Below are 22,681 nucleotides of genomic sequence, written 5' to 3'. Positions count from 1 at the left end.
TGCGCTCGTCATCATGGGCGTGTCCGGCTCCGGCAAGAGCACGATCGGGAAAACATTGGGGCAACGCCTCGGCTGGCGCTTCGAGGATGGCGACAGCTTTCACCCGCCCGCAAACGTCGCCAAGATGAGCGCCGGCCACCCGCTCACGGACGAGGATCGCTGGCCCTGGCTGCAGGCGATTGCCCAGGAGATCGCGCGTTGCCGTACTGCGGGCCAGCACATCATCATCGCCTGCTCTGCACTCAAGAAGGCCTATCGCGATATCCTGGTCGGCGGCTGTAACGATGTCCGCATGGTCTATCTCCAAGGCAGTCAGGAGCTGATCGGCAGACGGATGAGCCATCGCAAGGGGCACTTCATGCCGCCGGGCCTGCTCGCCAGCCAATTCGCCACCCTGGAACCACCTGACGCCGCCGAGCGTCCCATTACAGTCTCGGTCGACGCGCCAGTCGCGGCGATCGTGGACGACATCATGCAACAGCTTCACGCCGGTCGGGGCTGCGCCTGACCCGCGAACAGGAAGGGCTCATGACCCGCATCGCTCTCGTCGTATCCGACGTCGACGGCACGCTGCTGACCAAGGACAAGGTTCTGACCGAGCGGGCCGCGAAGGTGGCGCGACGGCTGCACGAATGTGGCGTCGCCTTCACGCTCACCTCGAGCCGCCCAGCGATCGGAATGCGCTTTCTGATCGAGCCGCTGCAGATCAGCCTTCCGGTCGGCCCCTTCAACGGCAGCTCGATCATCGGCGCTGACATGCGCCCGCTCGAGCAGAGCCTGATCCCGCCCGCGGCCGCCGCGCGCTGCGTCGATCTTCTCCAACAATCCAGGGTCGACATCTGGGTCTTCACCAATGATGCCTGGCTGACGCGCAATCCGGACGGCGAGTACGTCCCGAACGAGCGGCGCGCGATACGCGCGGAGCCGACGATCGTCGACGATTTCTCCCCCTATCTGTCGAACGCCTGCAAGATCGTCGGCGCCAGCAGCGATTTCGAGCTGCTGGCGCACTGCGAGAGCCAGATGCAGCAGACGCTGGGGACCGAGGCGACGGCGGTCCGCTCGCAGAGCTACTATCTCGACATCACTCCGCCCGGGCGCAACAAGGGCACCTTCGTCACGGCGATGGCCAAGCGGCTCGGCGTTCCGCTCGACCAGGTCGCGACCATCGGCGACATGCACAATGATGTCGCGATGTTCGAGGTGAGCGGATTGTCGATCGCCATGGGCAATGCCAGCGACGAGGTGAAGAGCAAAGCCAAGCGCATCACCACGTCCAATCAGGACGAAGGCTTTGCCAATGCCATGGAGATGATCCTGGCGGAAAACGCGCAAGGCTCATCCGCAAGCTGACGCGCGGCAGCTCAGGCTCCCGACCGCTGCCTTGCGGGTTTGTCGCTGGCCTTCTTGGCGCTGCTCAGATTTTGCGCCGTGTTGATCAGCGCGATATGGGTCAGCGCCTGGGGAAAGTTGCCGGTCTGCCGCCGTGCCTCGGTGTCGTATTCTTCGGCCAGCAGTCCAACGTCGTTGGCGATGTTCACCACGCGGCGGAACAGCGTCTCGGCCTTCTCCGTATCGCCCGCCAGGACATGGGCGTCGGCCAGCCACAGCGTGCAGGCCAGGAACGCGCCTTCGATCGGCTGCTGCTCGTCCGGCGGGACCTCGCGCGGATCGTGCCGGAGCACGAAGCCGTCCCGCAGCAGATGCTCCTCAATCGCGTCGACCGTGCCGCGAATGCGCGAATCGGAGCACGGCAGGAAGCCGACCGCCGGCAACAGCAGCAGGCTGGCATCGAGCAGCCGCGAGCCATAGGACTCGACGAAGCTGCCGAGGCTTTCGTCGTAGCCCTTGGCGCAGACATCGTGATGAATCGTCTCGCGCAGCCGCCGCCAGCGCTCCAGCGGCGCCTTGAACCCGAATTTCTCCGCGCTCTTGATCGCGCGATCGAACGCCACCCAGGTCATCACCTTGGAGAACACGTAGTGACGGCCATCGCCGCGGCGTTCCCAGATGCCGTGGTCGGGCTGGTCCCAGACGTCGGTGAGATGGTCGAGCACCGCGCATTCCAGGTCCCAGGTGCCGTCGTCCAGCTTGAGCTTGGTCATGCGGGCCTGATGGAAGGCATCCATCAGCTCGCCGTAGACGTCGAGCTGGAGCTGCGCATGCGCGGCATTGCCGATCCGCACCGGCTGGGCACCCTCGTAGCCCGGCAGCCACTCGGCCTCCCACTCCATCAGCCGCCGCTGGCCCATGATGCCATACATGATCTGCATGTAGGCGGGAGCGCCCGCCGCGGCGCGCAGCAGCCAGTTGTGCCAGGCCAGCGCTTCCTCGGTGTAACCCGAGTTCATCAACGCGAGCAGCGTGAACGTCGCGTCACGCAGCCAGCAGAATCGGTAGTCCCAGTTGCGCCGGCCGCCGAGCTTCTCCGGCAGCGAGGTGGTCGGCGCCGCGACGATGCCGCCGGTCGGCGCGTAGGTGAGCGCCTTCAAGGTGATCAGCGAGCGCATCACGAGTGCGCGATGCTCGCCCTGATGGGTGCAGCGCCGCGACCAGTCGGCCCAGAACGTTTCGGTGTCATCCAGCGCCTGATCCGGATCGATCGCCTTGGGCGCCGGCAGATGCGACGGACCGTAGGTGAGCACGAAAGGCACGGTTTCGCCGGCAGCGACCTCGAACTCCGCCACCGTGGTCATGTCCGCGCCGCGGGTCGCGACGGGCGTATGCAGCACCGCCATGTCCTGGCCGCAGATGGCGAGCAGCGCGGAGCGATCCTCGGAACGCTTGACCCAGGGAATCTCGATGCCGAACCCGAAGCGGATGATCAGCTCCATCCGCATGGCGACCCGGCCGGAGACGCCGCGGACCAGCCGAACGACATCGGAGGCCCTGCCCCGCGGCGGCATGAAATCGATCATCTCGACGGTGCCGGTCGCAGTTTCGTATCGCGTCTCGAGGATGAGGCTGTCGCCGCGATAACGTCGAGACGTCGATCGGACGTCGCCGCGCGGCTCGATCAGCCAGCGGCCGTGGCTGCGATCACCCAGCAGGCCGGCGAAACAGGCGTCGGAATCGAACGCCGGCCAGCACAGCCAGTCGATCGACCCGTTCCGGCTCACCAGGGCAGCCGTCTCACAATCGCCAATCAGGGCGTAGTCTTCGATCCTGCAGGACATTTGGCATCCGCGTGCAACTGCCCCCCGCAATCCCCCCGTTCTAAACGCCGGCCGGGCTGATCCGTTCGGCGGTCGCCGCCTTCAACGCCGCGACGCTGGTCGCACCGGCGATGTCCTCGAGCTTGATCGGCATCTTGCGGCGCCAATTCGGATGCTCGTCGATCGTGCCGGGAATATTGGGCTGATCGACCACCTCCAGCAGATCCTCCAGGGAAATCACCAGCAGCCGGGACCGCGTCCGCGACAGGAAGGCGATCGCTGAGTGGACGTCGTTGGCTTGAATGCCGTGTTGGCGGAGCACCTCGTCCCAGAGCCCCAACGCATCCCAGCGATCCTGGTCGCTTTCACCGGGATCGATGCCCAGCCCGCGTTTGGTCTTGAGATCGCCGAACGAGCGCCAGCCGGCGTAGGTCGAGAGGTCGTGGGTATTCAGCGTCACCAGCGCGTTCGGCGGATAGAAGTCGACATCGCGGAAGCGGCCGTTGTCGTCGCGTTCGAAGATCATCACCTTGTAGGACCACAATCCCCAATCGGCCATCTGTTCGCGAAAGCCCTCCGGCACGGTGCCGAGATCCTCGCCGATGACGATGCATTCATTGGCGACGCTCTCGATGACGGTCGCGGCCAGCAGCGCCTCGAACGGCATCTGCACGTACGCGCCCTGCTTGGCCGGAAATCCGTGCGGCACCAGGTACAGCCGCTTCAAACCGAGCACATGGTCGAGCCGGATCGCGCCGGCATGCCGCATCGACGCCCGAACCATCTCCCGGAACGGCTCGAAATTCTTCAGCGCCAGTCCCGGCGCGTTGAACCCGGCGAGCCCCCAGTTCTGCCCGACCGTGTTCAAGGGATCGGGCGGCGCCCCGACGGAGAGCGTGCGCGAAATGGCGCCCTGCTCGTTCCAGGCATCGAAGCCGTCGGATTGAACGCCGACCGCGACGTCGAGATACAAGCCGACCTTCATTCCCAGCCGATGCGCGAGATCCCGGCAATGGCGCAATTGTCGCTCGGCGAGCCATTGCACATAGGCGATGAACTCGGCCTCCCTCCGGTCGGGTCCGCCGAGCAGCGCCGCGCAGCGCGCAGCATCGGGCTGCCGCCACTCCTCGGGCCAGTCCCACCAGGGCTTCTGGAAGCGATGCCGCAACACCTCGAAGCAGGTGAAGCGGGCCAGCAGCTCGCCACGCTCGGCCCGATAGGCCTTGAACTCCGCAGCGGCCGCGGCGTCGGGCGCAGCCATGAAAGCGTCGAAGGCGGCACGCAGGGCCGGCCATTTCAACGCCGCCACACCCTTGTAGTCCACCAGCTCGGCCTGCCGCAGCGGCTCCAGCACCTTGCTGCCGGGCCCCTTCGCGAAGCCCGGGGCCTGCTCGACATCGACATAGAGCGCATTCAGGAACAGCCGGCTGTTCGGCGCATAAGGGCTGAAATCGCCCGGCCGATCGTCGAACAGCGCATGCAACGGATTGAGGCCGACGCCATCGGCGCCGATTTCGGCGCAAAGCGTGATGAGATTGGCAAGGTCGGTGAAATCGCCCATGCCCCAGTTGCGGCCGGATCGAATGCCGTAGAGCTGGACCGCTAGCAGCCAGACGCGGTCGAAATCACCGGCGAAGGCCTTCGCCGGTGCGACGAGCAGCGGCAGCTCCTCGCGGTACGACGACGCATCCACCAGCTCGAGGCGGTAGCTGCCGACCGGCAGATCACCCGGCCACTCGACCAGGGCCTCGCCGGCGTCTCCCTTCGCGATCTCAGCGTCGCCACGCCTGATGGTCCACCTGACCGGCAGCTTCGCCGCCTCGGTCAGGCGGCTGCGCGCGGGCTGCCCGGAGCGAATCACCACCGCATCGCTCAGCAGCCGATGCGGCGTGGGCCGGGGAAAGGCCTCCACGATGATCTTGAGGGCCGCTTCGTCGGTCACACGACGGTGCCCCTGACCATCGTAGAATTCTGTCAGGATTCCGAGACCATGGGCTTCGCTGTAGAGATCCATTCGGCACGCGATCTGGACGTAACGGCAAGTCGTACGTCGTAAAATTGTTGTGGGACGGCAAGAGGATAAGCCCCTAACGCCGCGGCAAGGCCGTCGTTCCCCGGGGAACAAAACGAGCCTTGCGGCTTTGTAATTTGGGGTCGTCTCGGTTTCTAGCGAACCGGGACGCCGTTTTATTGTCAATGGCATCACCGTGAACAAATTTGCGCACACGTTCGAGAGCGTCGCCCTCAAAGACGCTTTCTCCCCTATTCTGCCCTCTTTTGAGGAGAGCCGCATCTGTCGAGGCCGAGACATCTTTCGAGACGCCTCCGATCGCAGCCGCATCATCATCCTCTCTCCTAGGTGAGGGCCTCATGAACCTGATGTCATCCCTGGATTCGCCCAGCCTGCAGACCGAGCCCGACGGCGACGGTCTCTGGTACAAGGACGCGATCATCTATCAGCTGCACGTCAAGGCGTTCGCCGACAGCAACAATGACGGCGTCGGCGACTTCGCCGGCCTGACCGACAAGCTGGACTATCTGCAGGACCTCGGCATCACCACGCTGTGGCTGTTGCCGTTCTACCCCTCGCCCGGCCGCGACGACGGTTACGACATCGCCGATTACGGCAGCATCAATCCCGATTTCGGGACGATGAAGGAGTTCAAGCGCTTCATCCAGGAAGCCAAGCGGCGCGGCCTGCGGGTGATCACCGAACTCGTCGTCAACCACACCTCCGACCAGCATCACTGGTTCAAGCGCGCCCGGCGCAGCCCGCCCGGCTCCAGCGCCCGCAACTGGTACGTCTGGAGCGACACCGACCAGAAATATCTCGGCACCCGAATCATCTTCACCGATACCGAGAAGTCCAACTGGACCTGGGATCCGGAGGCCGGCCAGTTCTACTGGCACCGCTTCTTCTCGCACCAGCCGGACCTCAACTTCGACAATCCACGCGTGGTCAACGCGATCGTCCAGGTGATGAAGCGCTGGCTCGATGCCGGCGTCGACGGCTTCCGGCTCGACGCCATTCCCTATCTCTGCGAACGCGACGGCACCAACAACGAGAACCTCCCGGAGACGCATGCGATCATCAAGCGCCTGCGTGTCGAGCTCGACAGTTACGCCAAGGATAAGCTGCTGCTGGCCGAGGCCAACCAGTGGCCCGAGGACGTGCAGGAGTATTTCGGCCAGGGCGACGAGTGCCACATGGCCTACCACTTCCCGCTGATGCCGCGCATCTACATGGCGATCGCCCAGGAGGACCGCTTCCCGATCACCGACATCCTGCGCCAGACGCCCGACATTCCCGCGACCTGCCAATGGGCGCTGTTCCTGCGCAATCATGACGAGCTGACCCTGGAGATGGTCACCGACGTCGAGCGCGACTATCTGTGGTCGACCTACGCCAACGATCCGCGTGCGCGCATCAATGTCGGCATCCGCCGCCGCCTCGCGCCGCTGATGGACAACGACCGGCGCAAGATCGAGCTGATGAACTCGCTGCTGATGTCGTTCCCCGGCACGCCGATCATCTATTACGGCGACGAGATCGGGATGGGTGACAACATCTATCTCGGCGACCGCAACGGCGTACGAACGCCGATGCAATGGACGCCCGACCGCAATGGGGGCTTCTCGCGCGCCGACCCGGCGCGGCTCTACGCGCCGATGATCATGGACCCGGTGTACGGCTACGAGGCGGTCAATGTCGAGGCGCAGTCGCGCAGCCTGTCGTCGCTTTTGAACGCCACCAAGAAGCTGATCTCGGTGCGCAAGTCGACGCTGGCCTTCGGCAGGGGCACCATGACCTTCATCCGCCCGGCCAACCGGTCGGTTCTGGCCTATGTCCGCCAATACAAGGACGAGGTCATCCTCTGCGTCGCCAACCTGTCGCGCTCGGCGCAGGCGACCGAGCTCGATCTCTCGCCGTTCAAGGATCGCGTCCCGATCGAAATGCTCGGCCGCTCGCGCTTTCCCGCCATCGGCGAGCTGCCTTACATGATCACGCTCGCGCCCTACGGATTCTACTGGTTCCAGCTCAAGGAGCGCGAGAAGTCGGAGCCCATCATCCAGCGCGCGGTACCGGAGTTCGAGACGCTGGTCGTGCCGCTCGGCTCGACCTGGGTATCGCTGGCTCGCACTCGCAGCGTGTTCGAACGCGACGTTCTGCCCGGTCATCTGGCGCGCGCACGATGGTACCCCGAGCGCTCGGCGGACGCGATCCATCCGACGCTGACCTCGGCGATCCCGTTCTGCGACATCGGCGACAATCGGCCCTGGCTGATCTTCTTCAAGGCCGCCGAGCGCGACGAGAAGCGGCGCTATCTGCTGCCGATGCAGATCGAGTGGGTGCGTTTCGATCGCGATCGCTACAATCCGCAGGCCTTCGCCGCCGTGCGCCAGGGCGCCCGCGAGGGAACGCTGCTCGATGCAGCGACGAGCCCGATCTTTCTTGCGCTGCTCCTGCACAATCTGAAGCAAGCGTTGACGGTCGAGGAAAACGGGGTGCGCCTCGAATTCCGGCCGACGTCGCGGTTTCCCGACAAGCAGATCCGCGAATCGGAGCAGGTGCGCGTGGTCGAGACCGACCGCTGCAGCAGCAAGGCGGTGGTCAACAACGAGTTCTTCATCAAGCTCCGCCGCGAGCTGGAGGCTGGTCCGCACCCGGAGATCGAGATCGGCGGTTTCCTCACGGAGACCGTAGGCTTCGCCAATGTCCCGCCGCTGCTCGGCAGTGTCGAGGTGATCCAGGAGGGCGAGCGGCAGACCGTCGGCTGCGTCCACGGCTTCGTCGAGAACCAGGGCGACGGCTGGACCGTCAGCGCCGCCTATCTCGATCGCTACGTCGACGACCAGCGCGTGTTCGCCGCGAGCGGCGACGAGCGGCAGAGCGAGGAGCTGTCGCCCTATCTGCGCTACATGGCGCAGGCAGGCCGTCGCGTCGGCGAGTTGCATGCGGCGCTCGCCTCGCGCAGCGACATCGTCGATTTCGCACCCGAGCCCACGAACGCAGATCATCTCGATCACTGGATCGACCGGCTGCGCGGCCAGGCTGACCGGATCCTCACGGGCCTGAGCGAGCGCCGCGATCACCTCAAGGATCCGGAACGAGGGCTGGTCGACCAGGTGCTCGCCAGGCGCGGCGAGCTGTCGGAGCGCCTCAGCAGCCTGATCCCGCACCATATCGGCGGCTGCGACATCCGGCTGCATGGCGATTTCCATCTCGGCCAGATCCTCATCGTCAAGGACGATATTTTCATCATCGACTTCGACGGTGACGAGGAGCAGCCGCTTGCGGAGCGTCGGCGCAAGGCGCCGCCGGCGCGCGACATCGCAGGCTTCCTGCGCTCGATCGATTGCTCGGTCCGCGTCGCCCAGGAGCGCGCCCTGAGGGCGAGCCAGGACGATCACGGCCGTATCGCCGCCGCGCTGTCGGAATGGCGCGACCAGGCAGCGACCGCCTTCTTGGCTGGCTATCGCGAGATCAAGGCCAGTCAGCGCCTCTGGCCGGACGATCCGCATACGGCGGAGGCGCTCCTTAACTTTTTCATGCTGGAAAAAGCCCTCGGAGCGCTCGAATATGATCTGGCTCACCGGCCGGACTGGTTGCGCATCGCATTGAGCAACCTGCTTCGCGTCCTGTCCGAGCCAGCATCAGCCAGCGAGTCCTCATGACCCATCTTTCTCCCGAGGCGTTTGCGATCATCGAAGGTCGGCATGCCGACCCGTTTCGCTATCTCGGTCAGCACAATGTCGACGGGCGGGCCGTCGTGCGCGCGTTCCTGCCCGAGGCCTCCCGCGTCGAGGTGGTCGGCGAGCACGGCGACGTCGTCGCGCTGACGCGCATCCATGATGCCGGCCTGTTCACCGGGACCATGCCCTCGCTGCAGCGCTATCGGCTTCGGGCGACATTCGGCGACCACGTCACCGACCTCGAAGATCCTTATCGTTTCCTGCCGATCCTGAGCGACTTCGACCTGCATCTGCTCGGCGAAGGCAATCATGAGCGGCTCTATGACAAGCTCGGCGCGCATCCAATGGTGCTCGACGGCGTCGACGGCGTCGGATTCGTCGTGCTCGCGCCGAACGCGCGTCGCGTCAGCGTGGTCGGCGATTTCAACTTCTGGAATGCGCGGCGCCACCCGATGCGGGTCCGCGGCAACGGCTACTGGGAGCTGTTCATTCCCCGCGCCAGGGCCGGCGACCACTACAAGTTCGACATCATCGGCCCGCAGGGCGAGCACCTGCCGCTGAAATCGGACCCGATGGCCTTCGCGGCCGAGATGCGTCCCAAGACCGCATCGATCGTGGTCGACGAGTCCAGCCTGCCGCGACCTCGGCCCGCGCCGCATGACATCAACAAGCTGAACAGGCCGGTCTCGATCTATGAGGTGCATCTCGGCTCGTGGCGGCGCAAGGACAATAACCAGTGGCTGACCTATCGCGAACTCGCAGAGCAACTGCCGGCCTATGCACGCGACATGGGCTTCACGCACATCGAATTCCTGCCGGTCAGCGAGCATCCGTTCGACGGCTCCTGGGGCTATCAGCCGACCGGCCTGTTCGCGCCGACCAGCCGCTTCGGCAGTCCTGAGGACTTCTGTGCGCTGGTTGATGCGTGCCACCGCGAGGGCCTCGCGGTGTGGCTCGACTGGGTGCCGGGCCATTTCCCGGATGATCCGCACGGCCTCGGCCATTTCGACGGCACCGCGCTGTACGAGCACGCCAACCCGATGCAGGGCCGGCATCTCGACTGGGGCACGCTGATCTACAATTACGGCCGCACCGAAGTCGCCAATTTCCTGCGCTCGAACGCGCTGTTCTGGCTGGAGCGCTACGGCATCGACGGTCTGCGCGTCGACGCCGTAGCCTCGATGCTCTATCTCGACTACAGCCGTCCGTCCGGTGGCTGGATTCCGAACAAATATGGCGGGCGCGAGAACCTCGAGGCCATCGAGTTTCTGCGCCGGACCAATATCGACGTGTTCGGCCATTTCCCGCAGGCGACGACGGCTGCCGAGGAATCCACGGCGTGGCCGCAGGTGTCTCGCCCGGTCGACATGGGCGGGCTCGGTTTCGGTTACAAGTGGAACATGGGCTGGATGCACGACACCTTGCGCTACATCAGCAAGGACCCGATCCACCGCAAATATCACCACGGCGAGATCCTGTTCGGCCTGCACTACGCCTTTTCGGAAAACTTCATCCTGCCGCTGTCGCATGACGAGGTCGTGCACGGCAAGCGCTCCATCCTTGGCCGGATGCCGGGCGACGACTGGCAGCGTTTTGCCAACCTGCGCGCCTATTACAGCTTCATGTTCGGGCATCCCGGCAAGAAGCTCCTGTTCATGGGCTGCGAGCTCGCCCAGGAGCGCGAGTGGAATCACGATGCCTCGCTCGACTGGCATCTGCTCGGCGACGCCAAATATGCCGGCATCCAGGCCCTGATCCGCGACCTCAACCACCTCTACCGCAACGTGCCGGCGCTGCATGAGCGGGACTGCGAGCCGGACGGCTTCGAGTGGTTGACGACCGACGACTCCGACCGAAACGTCTTCGCCTGGGTGCGCAAGGGCTTCGATGAGCACGCGCGCTGCGTCGTCGTCGTGAACTTTTCGCCCAACGTGTATTACAATTACCGGGTCCGCGTGCCGTTCGGCGGCAGATGGAGGGAAGCTTTCAATTCCGACTCCCTGCATTATGGCGGCAGCAATGTCGGCAACGTCGGCCAGGTCCATGCCTCTGAAGAACACCAGCTCAACCTCATCCTCCCGCCCATGGCAGCGGTATTTCTCCTCCCGGAAGCCTGACGCAATGCGCCTGGCCGCTGGAAGCCACGCCCGTCTCGGAGCAACCTGGGACGGGCGGGGGACCAATTTTGCCCTGTTCTCCGCCAATGCCGAGAAGGTCGAGCTCTGCCTGTTCGACAGCCAGGGCCGGCGCGAGATCGAGCGCATCGAACTGCCGGAGCGGACGGAGGATGTCTGGCACGGCTATCTCAACGATGTCTCGCCGGGGCAGCTCTATGGCTACCGTGTCTACGGTCCTTACGAGCCGGAGCAGGGCCACCGCTTCAATGCCAACAAGCTGCTGCTCGACCCCTATGCCAAGCGGCTCGCCGGCCGGCTGGTCTGGAGCGACGCCCATTTCGCCTACCGCGCCGGCTCGCCGCGCGAGGATCTCTCGTTCGACCGGCGCGACAACGCCCGCGGCATGCCCAAGGCTGTCGTCATCGACGAGACCTTCAACTGGGGCCGGCGCGAAATGCGGCCGCAGATCCCGTGGGAGGACACGATCATCTACGAGGCCCATGTCAAGGGCCTGACCAACAAGCGCGACGACGTCCCACCCAATCTGCGCGGCACCTATGGCGGGCTGTCGTCGCCGGCGATGATCAAGCATCTGAAGCGGCTCGGCGTCACGACGATCGAGCTGCTTCCCATCCACGCCTTCATCGACGACCGCATGCTGGTCGAGAAGAAGCTGGTCAACTACTGGGGCTACAACACGATCTCGTTCTTCGCGCCGGAGCTTCGCTACGCGCAGGACAATCCGCTCGATGCCTTCCGGACGACGGTGGCAAGGCTGCACGATGCCGGCATAGAGGTCATGCTCGACGTCGTCTACAACCATACCGCCGAGGGCAACCATCTCGGACCCACCCTGTGCTATCGCGGCATCGACAACGCGTCCTACTACTGGCTGAAGCCCGACAATCCGCGCTTCTACGACGACTTCACCGGCTGCGGCTCGTCCGTTAACCTGACGCATCCGCGTGTGCTCCAGATGGTGATGGACTCGCTGCGCTACTGGGTCGAGGTCTGCCACGTCGACGGCTTCCGCTTCGACCTTGCCACCACCCTGGCGCGCGAGAAGCACGGCTTCGACCGGCGCAGCGGCTTTCTCACCGCGATCCGCCAGGACCCGGTACTGGCGAGCGTCAAGCTGGTCGCAGAGCCCTGGGACGTCGGTCTCGGCGGCTATCAGGTCGGCGCATTTCCCTCGCAATGGTCCGAATGGAACGACCGCTATCGTAGCGCCATGCGTCGCTACTGGAGCGGCGAAGGCAGCCTGATCGGCGAGGTGTCGAGCCGCATGACCGGCTCGTCCGACATCTTCAACCATGACGGCCGCACCCAGCGCGCCAGCGTCAATCACGTCACCGTCCATGACGGGTTCACGCTGGCCGATCTCTTCAGCTACAACAGCAAGCACAATGAAGCGAACGGCGAGGACAATCGCGACGGCTCCAACGACAACCACAGCAACAATTTCGGTCATGAGGGGCCGACCGACGACGTGACGATCACGGCGCTGCGGCGGCAGTCGCGCAAGAACCAGCTCGCCTGTCTGTTCCTCGCACAGGGCCTGCCGCTGCTGCTCGCAGGCGACGAGGTCGGCAACTCGCAGCATGGCAACAACAACGCCTATTGCCAGGACAACGAGGTCGGCTGGGTGGACTGGAGCGGCATGGGCCGCGAGGGCGATGATCTCATCGACTTCATCGCGCACATGACCGAGCTGCGCCGCCGCTTCGGCCAGATTCGCGCGCGCCGCTGGCTCGATGGCCGCCGCCCGGACGGCAGCTTCGGCGTGCTGTGGCTGACGCCTTCGGCGGAGGAGATGACGCAAACCGACTGGACCTTTCCTGACGGACGATTTCTCGCCTATGTGCTCGCTCCGGTGGAACAGGAACAGGCTCCGATCTTTATCGTTCTGAACGCGGCCCCCGAAGAGATCGGATTCAAATTGCCCAAGCTTGCCGAGTACAAGACGTGGCAACAGGTCCTGAACACCACCGAAGCCCAGCAGACGCCGATCGATTTCGCGTCCGGTGCGGACCTCAAGGCCCCGTCCCGCTCCGTGCTGGCGTATGCGGGCCAGTCATGAACGGCCGTCAATTCGGACCTCGGCTCACGCAGGACGGCACGACGTTCCGGCTGTGGGCGCCTGCCGCCAGGCGCGTCGATCTGATCCTCGACGTCAAGCATGAGATGCAACGCGGGGATGGCGGTTGGTATTCGCTCGACGTCGCCGGCGCCGGCGCCGGCACGCGGTATAAGTTCCGTATTGACGATGAGCTCGACGTTCCAGATCCCGGCTCGGATTTCCAGCCGGAGGATGTCTCCGGCCCGAGCGAAATCATCGACCACCGTGCCTACACCTGGCGCTCCGAAAACTGGCGCGGTCGTCCATGGCAGGATGCCGTGTTCCTCGAAAGCCATGTCGGCACCTTCACGACGGAAGGCACCTACCGCGCAATGATCGACAAGCTCGATCATCTCGTCGAGACCGGCATCACCGCGCTCGAACTGATGCCGCTGGCGGACTTCGCCGGCTCCCGCAACTGGGGCTATGACGGCGTGCTGCTCTACGCCCCGGACAGCGTCTATGGGCGTCCCGATGATCTGCGCGCGCTGATCGACGAGGCGCATCTGCGTGGCATCATGGTGTTTCTCGACGTCGTCTACAATCACTTCGGCCCGGAGGGAAACTACATCGGCCGCTATGCGCCGACCTTCTTCACCGACGCGCATACGCCGTGGGGCAGCGCGATCGACTACCGGCGCTCCGAAGTGCGCGCCTTCGCGATTCAGAACGCGTTGCATTGGCTGACGGATTATCGCTTCGACGGCCTGCGCTTCGACGCCGTGAATCACATCCTGTCCAACGAGGGTGAGATCCCGATGCTGCACGATCTCAGCGCCGCCGTGGGCAAGCTGGTCGAAGCAACCGGGCGGCACATCCATCTCGTGCTCGAAAACGGCGACAACCGCGCCAGCATGCTGGATTCCGCAGAGGAGCCGCCGCGCGGCAAATTCCGCGCGCAGTGGAACGACGACTATCATCACGCCTGGCACGTGATCCTGACCGGCGAGAGCGGCGGCTATTACGGCGACTACCAGCAGGCGCCGCGCCGCGATCTCGCTCGCGCGCTCGCCTCCGGCTTCGTCTACCAAGGCGAACCGGCGGCATTCTGGGGCGGCGATCCGCGGGGCGAGCCGAGCGGTCATCTGGCCCCCGGCGCGTTCGTCAACTTCCTGCAGAACCACGACCAGATCGGCAACCGCGTGTTCGGCGACCGCCTGGAGGCGCTGGCGTCGCCGGAAGGGATCGCGGCGGCACTCGCGGTGACGCTGCTCGCGCCCACCGTCCCGATGCTGTACATGGGCGAGGAATGGGGCTCGAAGCAGCCGTTCCCGTTCTTCTGCGACTTCCAGGGCGACCTCGCGCATGCCGTGCGCAACGGACGCCGCAGGGAGTATGAGTGGGCGTACGCCAAATATGGCGACGAGGTTCCCGATCCGCTCGACATCGAAACCTTCAAGTCCGCAATCATCGACTGGGACTCCCGCAATGAGTCGCCGGGGCGCGAGCGTCTCGCGCTGGTGCGCGCGCTCCTTGCGGTGCGTCACAAGGAGGTGGCGCCGCGGCTTCCGGGAGCGAAATTCGGCGAGGCGGACGTGACCGATGACGGTCGCCTGAGCGCGCGTTGGCTGATGGGCGATGGCAGCCGGCTAAATCTGCTTGCCAACGTCTCCGACAAGGAGCTCGCGGCTTCGCCGACCGGCGTCCCGGGCACCCCGATCTGGGGCGACACGCCTGGAGACCGCCTGCCGCCGTGGTCGGTGTTCTGGAGCATCGGGGGATAGCATGCCTCCGGCCATTCCCCTCGCGACCTATCGCCTGCAGCTCACGGGTGATTTCAACTTCGAATCGGCCGCGCGCGTCGTGCCGTATCTGAAGGCGCTCGGGATCAGCCACGTCTACGCTTCGCCCTTCATGACGGCGCGGAAGGGCTCGACGCATGGCTACGACATCACCGATCATTCCAAGCTCAATCCCGAGCTCGGCGGCGAGGACGGCTTTGCGAAACTGTGCGCGGCGCTGAAGCAGCACGATCTCGGCCTCATCCTCGACTTCGTGCCGAACCATGTCGGCGTGCATTTCGACGACAATCCATGGTGGCTCGACGTGCTCGAATGGGGCCAGGCTTCGCCGCACGCCGCCTCGTTCGACATCGACTGGGACCAGTTGCCGTACCGCGCGCGCGGCGGCGTGCTGCTGCCGATCATCGGCACCTCCTACGGCCACGCGCTCGAACATGGCGACATCGAGCTACGCTACGACCCGGACGAAGGCTCGTTCTCCTGCTGGTACTTCGAACATCGGCTGCCGATCGCGCCCGAGCGCTATGGCGAGGTATTGCGCATCATCGTCAAGGAGGCCGGTGAGGAGAGCAGCGAGGCCGGCAAGGCGATCCTCGACCTGGCGTCGCGCTATCGCGGCTTGCGCCATCCGAACCGCAAGGAAGCGCCGGCGTTCAAGGCGGCCCTCAAGGCCATTCCCGGCGCGGCCGACGTCATTGCCCAGGGGATCGCGGCCTATAAGGCCGGCCCCGACCGTGGTGCGCAGACGCTCGCTCTGCATCATCTGCTGGAGCGACAGCACTACAAGCTCGGCCATTGGCGGCTTGCGTCCAGCGACATCAACTACCGCCGCTTCTTCGACGTCAACACGCTGGCGGGCCTGCGCGTCGAGGACGCCGGCACGTTCAAGGCGATCCACCGGCTGGTCAAGAAGCTGATCGCGGATGGTCAGTTGCAGGGTCTGCGGCTCGACCATATCGATGGCCTGCGCGATCCCGCACAATATTTTCAGCGCCTGCGCCGGCTGATCCGCGACGCTCGGGGGCCCGCAGCCGGGCCGTTCTACGTCGTCATCGAGAAGATTCTCTGCGAGCACGAGAAGCTGCCGGGTTTTGCCGGCGTGCACGGCACCACCGGCTACGAGTGGATGAACGTCATCACCCAGGTCCTGATCGACGGCAAAGGTCTGGAGCCCTTGGACGAGATCTGGCGCCAGATCAGCAACAAGCCGCCGAAGCTCGCGCCTGTGATCAAGGAGGCCAAGCGGCGCGTGCTGGAGACGCTGCTGACCAGCGAATTCACCGTGCTGACCCGCCTGCTGGCGCGCATCGCCAACGGCCACTACTCGACGCGCGACTATTCGGAAGACATCCTGCGCCAGGCGCTCGAGCTGTATGTTCTTCACTTCCCGGTCTATCGCACCTATCTCACCACAGCCGGCCCGACCGAGACCGACCGCAAGCTGATCGACCACGCCATCGCAGGCGCCCGGGCCGAATGGTTCGCCTCCGACGGCTCGATCTTCGAGTTCCTGCGCGATGCGCTGACCATGGATCTCATCAAGCGCGACCGCAGCACCAACCACAGCGTCCCGCGTGTGCGCCGCTTCGCCCTCAAGGTGCAGCAGTTCACCGGGCCGATGATGGCGAAGTCGCTGGAGGACACCGCCTTCTACCGCTTCCACCGACTGCTCGCGCTCAACGAGGTCGGTGGCGATCCAGCGGCGCATGCTCTGGCGATCGCCGACTTCCACAAGCTGATGCGGGACCGCGGCAGGCATTGGCCGCACGGCATGACCGCCACTGCTACCCACGACACCAAGCGCGGCGAGGATGCGCGCACGCGGCTCGCCGCCATCACCGAGCTGCCCAACGATTGGACGTCCGCAATGGCGCGCTGGAAGACCTTGAACGCGCCGCACGTCATCACGGATGGCAAGATGCGCGCGCCCTCGGCGGCGTTCGAATACATGCTGTATCAGACACTCGTCGGCATCTGGCCGGCAAGCGGCACCGATGGCACCCTGCCCGAGCGGTTGCAGGCCTATGCGCTGAAGGCCGCGCGCGAGGGCAAGGAGGAGACCAGCTGGCTCAATCCGAACGAGGCCTATGAGAACGGCCTGCGCGCCTTCATCGACCGCATCCTGGATCGCGAGCGCTCGCCCGAGTTCCTGCAGTCGCTGGAGACGCTTTCCAGGCGACTCGCTTTGCTCGGCGCGCTGAACTCGCTGACCCAGCTCACGCTGAAGGCGACGATGCCCGGCGTGCCGGATTTCTATCAGGGCACCGAGTTCTGGGACCTTTCGATGGTCGATCCCGACAACCGCCGCCCGGTCGATTTCGCCGCGCGTGAGCATGCGCTGCGTGCGTGCGAGACTCCCGACTGGGCCCACCTCGCGGACCAATGGCCGGACGGCCGCATCAAGCTCGCCTGGACGCGGGAGCTGCTGAAGCTTCGCAACCAGATGCCCGCCGTGTTCACCGACGGCTCCTACGAGCCGCTCGAGGTGAGCGGACGTCATGCCGATCACGTCATTGCCTTCGCACGGCGGCGTGGGCGCGACGCCGTCGTCGTCGTCACCGTGCGCAACTTTGCACCCTTCACCGACGGTGGCCGGGTGTGGCCCCACGCAGATGGTTTCGAAGCCGAGGTTCATGCCCGCGGCTACATACCGGCGGACATGCAGGACGGCATCCTGGCGGTGTCCTCCATCTTCACGCATTTGCCTGCAGCGGCGATCCCGGCGCGGACCGACGCGGCAGCCCACCCGCCTGGTCGACGTCGGACAGCAGCGGCGCCGACCTGATCAGCTCTTCTTCGTCAACAGCAGCTGGCCGCGGCTGCGGATCGCGGATTGCGCCGCCTCGGCAAAGCGCTGCAGCAGCCAGGGCAGCACGACCTCGACACGCACGTGATCGTCGGCGACGTCGACATGGCCCGACGCCGCCTGACCGAGCGCGCGAACGCGAAAGATCATCTTGTCGCCCTCCCAGCGCTCTTCGTCGACCTTCAGGACCGGAACGCTGGTCGCGGCGCGGCTGAGACCGGCCTGGAGCCGGCGCACGGCCTCGTCCTTGCCGAGGCGATGCGGAATGGAAACGACAAGCGGTCTTGACATCGCGATCTCCTGACTAACAACCCTCTCTACGTAGTCATCGGTGGCTACGACCGCAAAGACACACGCTGCATTTTACTTGTTCCCACGCGGAACTTTCGAAGTTCCAACCAGTTTCCTCGGCGAAGGCAGAGCACGTTGTCGCCCCGCTGCCGGGCACTGGAGGGAAGCACATGTCCATCGGAACTATCATCCTCATCATTCTCATCATCGCCCTGCTCGGCGGCTTTTCCGGCATCGGCGGCGGTCCGTTCTACGGCACCGGCTACTACGGCGGCGGCGGCCTCGGCCTGATCATCGTCATCGTGCTGATTCTCGTCCTGCTCGGACGCATCTGATCCGATCGATCTCATAGCCATCCAACTGATCAGCTCGGGCCGACGTGGCCGCGCCACGTCGGCCTGGCCTTGATTGCGCCCCCGCATCGCATCCCTTACACTTCGTTCGCGAGCTTCCTCATCGCCGGCTTGATCGCTCCGGCCGCGTCGTCATAGCCCTCCCACGCCTTGGTCTTGGGCAACAGCGCCGGCGCGGTTCGGACCGTGTAGCGCTTGGGTTCGAGCCCGTTCTTCACCTGCGCCCAGGTCAGCGGCATCGACACGGTGGCGCCTTCGCGAGCGCGCGGCGACAGCACGGCGACCGCCGTCGACATCCGGTCGTTGCGCAGATAGTCGAGGAAGATCTTCCCTTTGCGCAGCTTCTTCGACATGTTGAGCAGGTACTGCTCCGGGCGGTCGTTCGCCATCCATTGGCACACGCCCTGTGCAAACGCCTTCGCTTCGGGCCAGCTCACCTTGTCGCGCGCGCCGTGCAGCAACGGCGTCACCACATGCAGACCCTTGCCGCCCGTGGTCTTGCAGAAGCTCTCGAGTCCGAGGCTCTTCAAGCGCTGGCGCATCTCCTTGGCGGCCGCGATCACCTCCTCGAACGCGACGTTCGGCGCCGGATCGAGATCGAACACCAGCCGACCCGGCACGTCATAGGCGTCCGGCGCGCAATTCCATGGATGCAGCTCGACGGCGGCGACCTGGGCCACCGCGATCAATCCCTCGACGCGGTCGATCTGCAGATACGGTTTGCGGTCGCCCGAGACCTTGACCAGCTCCAGCAGGTCCGACATGCCCTGCATGCCGTGCCGCTGGAAGAATTTTTCGCCACCGATGCCATCAGGCGCACGCACGATCGAGCACGGCCGCCCCCTCAGATGCCCGATCATCCAGTTGCCGACGGCTTCCAGATAGGTCGCAAGATCAAGCTTGGTGACGGGCTCGCCGTCGCCGGCGTCCGGCCACAGCGCCTTGTCGGGCTTGGAGATTGCAACGCCCATCACGGTCGCCGAGCCCTTCGTGCGTGACGGCGTCTTGTGCAGCGTGGTGCCGACGGTCGCGATGCTCGCGGCGGCCCGCGCCACCGGCCTGGCAACCTTCGTCGTCACCACCGGCGCCTCGGCAACGACCTCGCGGGCCGGCTTGTCCTCGCGCAGTCCCTTGAACGAGGCCTGCCTGACATTGCCTTCGCCGGTGAAGCCGGCAAACTCGATCTCGGCGACCAGCTCGGGCTTGAGCCAATGCACGTCACGCGACTTGCGCGGCGCGTTCTTGCCGCTGAACGGGCTCTTGTCGGATGCCGCCGCCTTCAGCGCCGGCATGATCTCCTTCACCGTGTCCTGGCCGAAGCCGGTGCCGACGATCCCGACATAAGCGAGATGATCGTCCTTGTTGACGCCGACCATCAACGATCGGAATTTGCCGTTGGTCGTCTTCCAGCCACCGATGACGACCTCGTGGCCGGGCCTGGTCTTGGCTTTGGTCCAGCTCTCCGTCCGTCCCGAATGATAGGCCGAGTCCAACTTCTTCGAGACGATTCCTTCGAGGTTCAGCTTGCGCGCCGACTCCAGCACGGCTTCGCCGTCGCTCTCGAAGTGCTCGACGTAGCGGATCCGCGGTGTCTTGCCCTTGATATGCGCCTTCAGCAGCTTCGCCAGCCGTGCCTTGCGCTCGCGCAACGGCTGGCGGCGCAGGTCGAACTCCTCGGCGAACATCAGGTCGAAGGCGAAGAAGATCAGCTCGTCGGTTTCACCCGCCGAGATCGCCGCCTGAAGGGCGGAGAAATTCGGATTGCCGTCCTTGTCGAGCGCGACGATCTCGCCGTCGATGATCGCGTCCGGCAGCTTCGCAGCCTCCTCCGCAATCGCGCCGAACTTGGCGGTCCAGTCCAGGCCCTTGCGGGTCTTCAGGGTTGCCTCGCCGCCCTCGACCCTGATCTGCACGCGGTAGCCGTCGAACTTGATCTCATGCCCCCACCCCTCGCCGCTCGGCGGTTGCGCGACCGACGTGCAAAGCTCGGGCGGCACGAAGTCGGGCAGCGACGATACCGTCTTCGGCGCAACGCGGGCCTTGGTGCCGTTTCCCTTCTCGGCCCTCGCTTTCGGTGATGAGGCCTTCGTAGTCGGCTTGGTTTCGCTGTCACTGCGGTTGGAGTGCCACACCGCATCCGCGTTCATGCGCTGCGTCTTGGCGAGCATGAACGGCTTCGGCGCCTTGCCCTTGCCGGCCGCGATCTGCTCCATCGTGCGGCCCGAGGCGACCGACTTGTCGGCATCCAGGATATCGTTGGCCTCGCCTTCCCGGGCAAACTCGTCGCGATGCTTGATCAGCAGCCAATTGGTCCGCTTGCCGCCGGTGCGATCGTGGCGCATCCGCACCAGCACCCAGCTGCCATGCAGCTTTTCGCCCTCGAGAGTGAATTTGAGATCGCCCTTCTTGAACCCGCGCTCCGGGTCCTCGCTGTCCCAATAGCCGCGGTCCCACAGCATGACGGTGCCGCCGCCATACTCGCCTTCCGGGATCGTACCTTCGAAATCGCCGTAGTCGAGCGGATGATCCTCGACCTCGACCGCCAGCCGCTTGTCGTGCGGATCGAGCGACGGCCCCTTGGTGACGGCCCACGACTTGAAGACGCCGTCGAATTCGAGCCGCAGGTCGTAGTGCAGGCGCGTTGCGTCATGCTTCTGGATGACGAAGCGCGGCCGCGCCGTACGCGCGACCTTGGCGTCGCCGGACGGCTCCGCCGTCTTGTCGAAATCGCGCTTCTTGCGATAGGTGGAAAGCTTCCCGAGCGCCACGGTGATCCCTCGCGTTGAGTGGTAGCGTAGCAAAGCCGGCGAACTCGTGGAACCGGCCGCATCGGCAGGATAACTTCGGGCAAAGTTCCGCGTTCCCGCGGCTCATGAAGGCCCAGGCTGTGCTGGCGTCCGCCCTCTTCCAGTCGAGAGGGCGCAGGGAAGGCCGGGAGCTCGCCGCCCCCATGGCCCGCCTGCAGAAAGAAATGCAGGCGGCAGGTACCACAGGTGCAGCCGAGACATCCCGGCCCTCCCTGCGCGACGGCTTTAACGGCTGCTTCGCGTTCTCCCCGGTGCGCCGGGCTTGTTGGCCACCGTGTCACGACAATGCGCCTGCGCGCATTGCGCTGGATACCAGCATCGGGGTATCAGGACCGCGCGACTTGACCGTGCATGCCGGATTGTTCGTCGGCGCGACTGAACCACGCTGCAATCCGACATACCCATCGCATTCCGCTGCCGACGTCCGTGACGACCGCGATACGTCCCCTCCGACGCAACGGAACGGGCCGGACCATAATGCTGATTTTACGAAGTCGTCAAGCGAATTATTTTTTCCCGAAGCGACCTTCGCCGGGCCCATGGAACCCACACCGATGCTTGCCCGTTGCAGCCTCGTCCGGATTGTCCAAGGAGACCACGATGGCCCCCCGCGCCTACTGGAAAGGCTCGCTCAAACTCTCGCTCGTCAGCTGCCCCGTCGTGCTCTATCCGGCGTCGACGTCGGTCGAGAAGACGCGCTTCCATCTGATCAACCGCGAGACCGGCAACCGGCTCAAGCAGCAGATGGTGGACGCCGAGACCGGCGACATCGTCGAGGGCGACCAGAAGGGCCGCGGCTATGAACTCGCCAAGGGACAGTATGTCGAGATCGAGCCGGAGGAGCTGGAGGCGGTCCAGATCGAGAGCAACCACACGATCGACATCGACAGCTTCGTGCCGCGCGACGAGATCGACCAGCGCTATCTCAACCACCCCTATTACATCGCCCCCGACGGCAAGGCGGCGCTCGACGCCTTCGCGGTCATCCGCGACGCCATGAAGGACCAGGAGCGCGTGGCGCTGGCGCGGATCGTGCTGACCAACCGCGAGCACGTCATCGCCATCGAGCCGATGGGCAAGGGCATGCTCGGCACCACGCTGCGCTTTCCCTATGAGCTGCGCGACGAAGCCGAGTTCTTCGACGACATCAGGGCGCCGAAGATCAGCAAGGACATGGTCGAGCTGGCCGGCCACATCCTGCAGACCAAGGCAGCCCATTTCGACCCCTCGGAGTTCAAGGACCAGTACGAGACCGCGCTGAAGGCGCTGGTGAAGCGCAAGGCCTCGGGCAAGCCGATCAAGCTGCCGGAGCCCGCGGAACGGCCCGACAACGTCGTCAGCCTGATGGATGCGCTGAAGCAGAGCCTGGACGGCAAGAGCGGAAAAAAGACAGCGCGTGCGGCGTCGCGGCGGACGAGCACGCATCGACGCCCGGCGAAGAAGGCGCATCGGTCGGCGGCGCGGCAGAGGAAGGCGGGGTGAAAGCCAGCAGCTGCCTGCGTGGCGCAAGCGGCCTCCACACCCACCGCCGTCGTCCCGGCGAACGCCGGGACCCATACTCCGCGGCGGGTGTTGTAAGACTTGTCCCACATCCCGC

13 protein-coding genes are annotated in these 22,681 nt (G+C 65.1%); 9 read left to right on the top strand and 4 right to left on the bottom strand.

What is annotated here, in order from left to right; all coding sequences use genetic code 11:
- Nucleotides 1–13 precede the first annotated feature (13 nt).
- A complete protein-coding gene (locus tag QX041_RS23365; RefSeq protein WP_316166626.1) occupies nt 14–508 on the top strand; it encodes a gluconokinase in 495 nt (164 codons plus the stop codon).
- 20 nt (nt 509–528) lie between these two features.
- Nucleotides 529–1,353 carry an HAD family hydrolase gene (locus tag QX041_RS23360; RefSeq protein WP_315718003.1) on the top strand — a complete coding sequence of 275 codons (825 nt, stop codon included), beginning with the start codon at nt 529–531 and terminating at the stop codon, nt 1,351–1,353.
- A gap of 11 nt (nt 1,354–1,364) precedes the next feature.
- Here the strand turns inward: QX041_RS23360 and QX041_RS23355 are convergent, their stop codons facing one another.
- Nucleotides 1,365–3,176, bottom strand: a complete 1,812-nt coding sequence (locus tag QX041_RS23355; RefSeq protein ID WP_316166624.1) for a glycoside hydrolase family 15 protein — start codon at nt 3,174–3,176, stop codon at nt 1,365–1,367.
- A gap of 40 nt (nt 3,177–3,216) precedes the next feature.
- The gene (gene malQ / locus QX041_RS23350) at nt 3,217–5,169 is read right to left on the bottom strand and encodes a 4-alpha-glucanotransferase (protein ID WP_316166623.1); all 1,953 of its coding nucleotides are present in this window, start codon (nt 5,167–5,169) and stop codon (nt 3,217–3,219) included.
- A gap of 356 nt (nt 5,170–5,525) precedes the next feature.
- Here malQ and treS point away from each other — a divergent pair, with 356 nt between their 5' ends.
- From treS to treY, 5 genes are read left to right on the top strand one after another with little or no spacing between them, the layout of a single operon-like run.
- Nucleotides 5,526–8,831 (top strand): maltose alpha-D-glucosyltransferase, encoded by a 3,306-nt coding sequence (gene treS / locus QX041_RS23345; RefSeq protein ID WP_316166621.1) that lies wholly within the window; start codon nt 5,526–5,528, stop codon nt 8,829–8,831.
- Nucleotides 8,828–10,966, top strand: a complete 2,139-nt coding sequence (gene glgB / locus QX041_RS23340; protein ID WP_316166620.1) for a 1,4-alpha-glucan branching protein GlgB — start codon at nt 8,828–8,830, stop codon at nt 10,964–10,966. Before treS ends, glgB begins: the two co-directional genes overlap by 4 nt.
- A 4-nt stretch (nt 10,967–10,970) precedes the next feature.
- Complete coding sequence (gene glgX, locus QX041_RS23335; RefSeq protein WP_315750201.1) at nt 10,971–13,046, top strand: glycogen debranching protein GlgX; 2,076 nt, start codon at nt 10,971–10,973, stop codon at nt 13,044–13,046.
- Complete coding sequence (treZ, locus tag QX041_RS23330) at nt 13,043–14,809, top strand: malto-oligosyltrehalose trehalohydrolase (protein ID WP_316166619.1); 1,767 nt, start codon at nt 13,043–13,045, stop codon at nt 14,807–14,809. The genes glgX and treZ overlap by 4 nt, the downstream gene beginning before the upstream one ends.
- A gap of 1 nt (nt 14,810) precedes the next feature.
- Nucleotides 14,811–17,612, top strand: a complete 2,802-nt coding sequence (gene treY, locus QX041_RS23325; RefSeq protein WP_316166617.1) for a malto-oligosyltrehalose synthase — start codon at nt 14,811–14,813, stop codon at nt 17,610–17,612.
- On the opposite strand, the gene QX041_RS23320 is transcribed toward treY, so the two are convergent.
- Complete coding sequence (locus QX041_RS23320) at nt 17,613–17,924, bottom strand: polyhydroxyalkanoic acid system family protein (RefSeq protein ID WP_315717996.1); 312 nt, start codon at nt 17,922–17,924, stop codon at nt 17,613–17,615.
- Nucleotides 17,925–18,094: 170 nt separating this feature from the next.
- Here QX041_RS23320 and QX041_RS23315 point away from each other — a divergent pair, with 170 nt between their 5' ends.
- Nucleotides 18,095–18,259 carry a DUF3309 family protein gene (locus QX041_RS23315; protein WP_006614022.1) on the top strand — a complete coding sequence of 55 codons (165 nt, stop codon included), beginning with the start codon at nt 18,095–18,097 and terminating at the stop codon, nt 18,257–18,259.
- A 95-nt stretch (nt 18,260–18,354) separates the two neighbouring features.
- Here the strand turns inward: QX041_RS23315 and ligD are convergent, their stop codons facing one another.
- A complete protein-coding gene (ligD, locus tag QX041_RS23310) occupies nt 18,355–21,045 on the bottom strand; it encodes a DNA ligase D (protein ID WP_316166616.1) in 2,691 nt (896 codons plus the stop codon).
- Nucleotides 21,046–21,684: 639 nt separating this feature from the next.
- Between ligD and QX041_RS23305 the strand changes: the two genes are divergently transcribed.
- Nucleotides 21,685–22,566 carry a Ku protein gene (locus tag QX041_RS23305; RefSeq protein WP_316166615.1) on the top strand — a complete coding sequence of 294 codons (882 nt, stop codon included), beginning with the start codon at nt 21,685–21,687 and terminating at the stop codon, nt 22,564–22,566.
- Nucleotides 22,567–22,681 lie beyond the last annotated feature (115 nt).

Origin of the sequence: Bradyrhizobium sp. SZCCHNRI2009 (assembly GCF_032485115.1) — a bacterium.
Taxonomy (GTDB): Bacteria; Pseudomonadota; Alphaproteobacteria; order Rhizobiales; family Xanthobacteraceae; genus Bradyrhizobium.
The sequence above is the reverse complement of the archived record's forward strand: the minus strand, read 5'-3'. Positions and strand labels throughout refer to the sequence as shown.

Excerpts from the sequence above, each read along its gene's own strand:
- glgX (WP_315750201.1), top strand. The coding sequence starts at position 10,971 with ATGCGCCTGGCCGCTGGAAGCCACGCCCGTCTCGGAGCAACCTGGGAC.
- treZ (WP_316166619.1), top strand. The coding sequence starts at position 13,043 with ATGAACGGCCGTCAATTCGGACCTCGGCTCACGCAGGACGGCACGACG.
- QX041_RS23365 (WP_316166626.1), top strand. The coding sequence starts at position 14 with ATGGGCGTGTCCGGCTCCGGCAAGAGCACGATCGGGAAAACATTGGGG.
- treS (WP_316166621.1), top strand. The coding sequence starts at position 5,526 with ATGAACCTGATGTCATCCCTGGATTCGCCCAGCCTGCAGACCGAGCCC.
- glgB (WP_316166620.1), top strand. The coding sequence starts at position 8,828 with ATGACCCATCTTTCTCCCGAGGCGTTTGCGATCATCGAAGGTCGGCAT.
- treY (WP_316166617.1), top strand. The coding sequence starts at position 14,811 with ATGCCTCCGGCCATTCCCCTCGCGACCTATCGCCTGCAGCTCACGGGT.
- QX041_RS23320 (WP_315717996.1), bottom strand. The coding sequence starts at position 17,924 with ATGTCAAGACCGCTTGTCGTTTCCATTCCGCATCGCCTCGGCAAGGAC.
- malQ (WP_316166623.1), bottom strand. The coding sequence starts at position 5,169 with ATGGATCTCTACAGCGAAGCCCATGGTCTCGGAATCCTGACAGAATTC.
- QX041_RS23355 (WP_316166624.1), bottom strand. The coding sequence starts at position 3,176 with ATGTCCTGCAGGATCGAAGACTACGCCCTGATTGGCGATTGTGAGACG.
- QX041_RS23315 (WP_006614022.1), top strand. The coding sequence starts at position 18,095 with ATGTCCATCGGAACTATCATCCTCATCATTCTCATCATCGCCCTGCTC.
- QX041_RS23305 (WP_316166615.1), top strand. The coding sequence starts at position 21,685 with ATGGCCCCCCGCGCCTACTGGAAAGGCTCGCTCAAACTCTCGCTCGTC.
- QX041_RS23360 (WP_315718003.1), top strand. The coding sequence starts at position 529 with ATGACCCGCATCGCTCTCGTCGTATCCGACGTCGACGGCACGCTGCTG.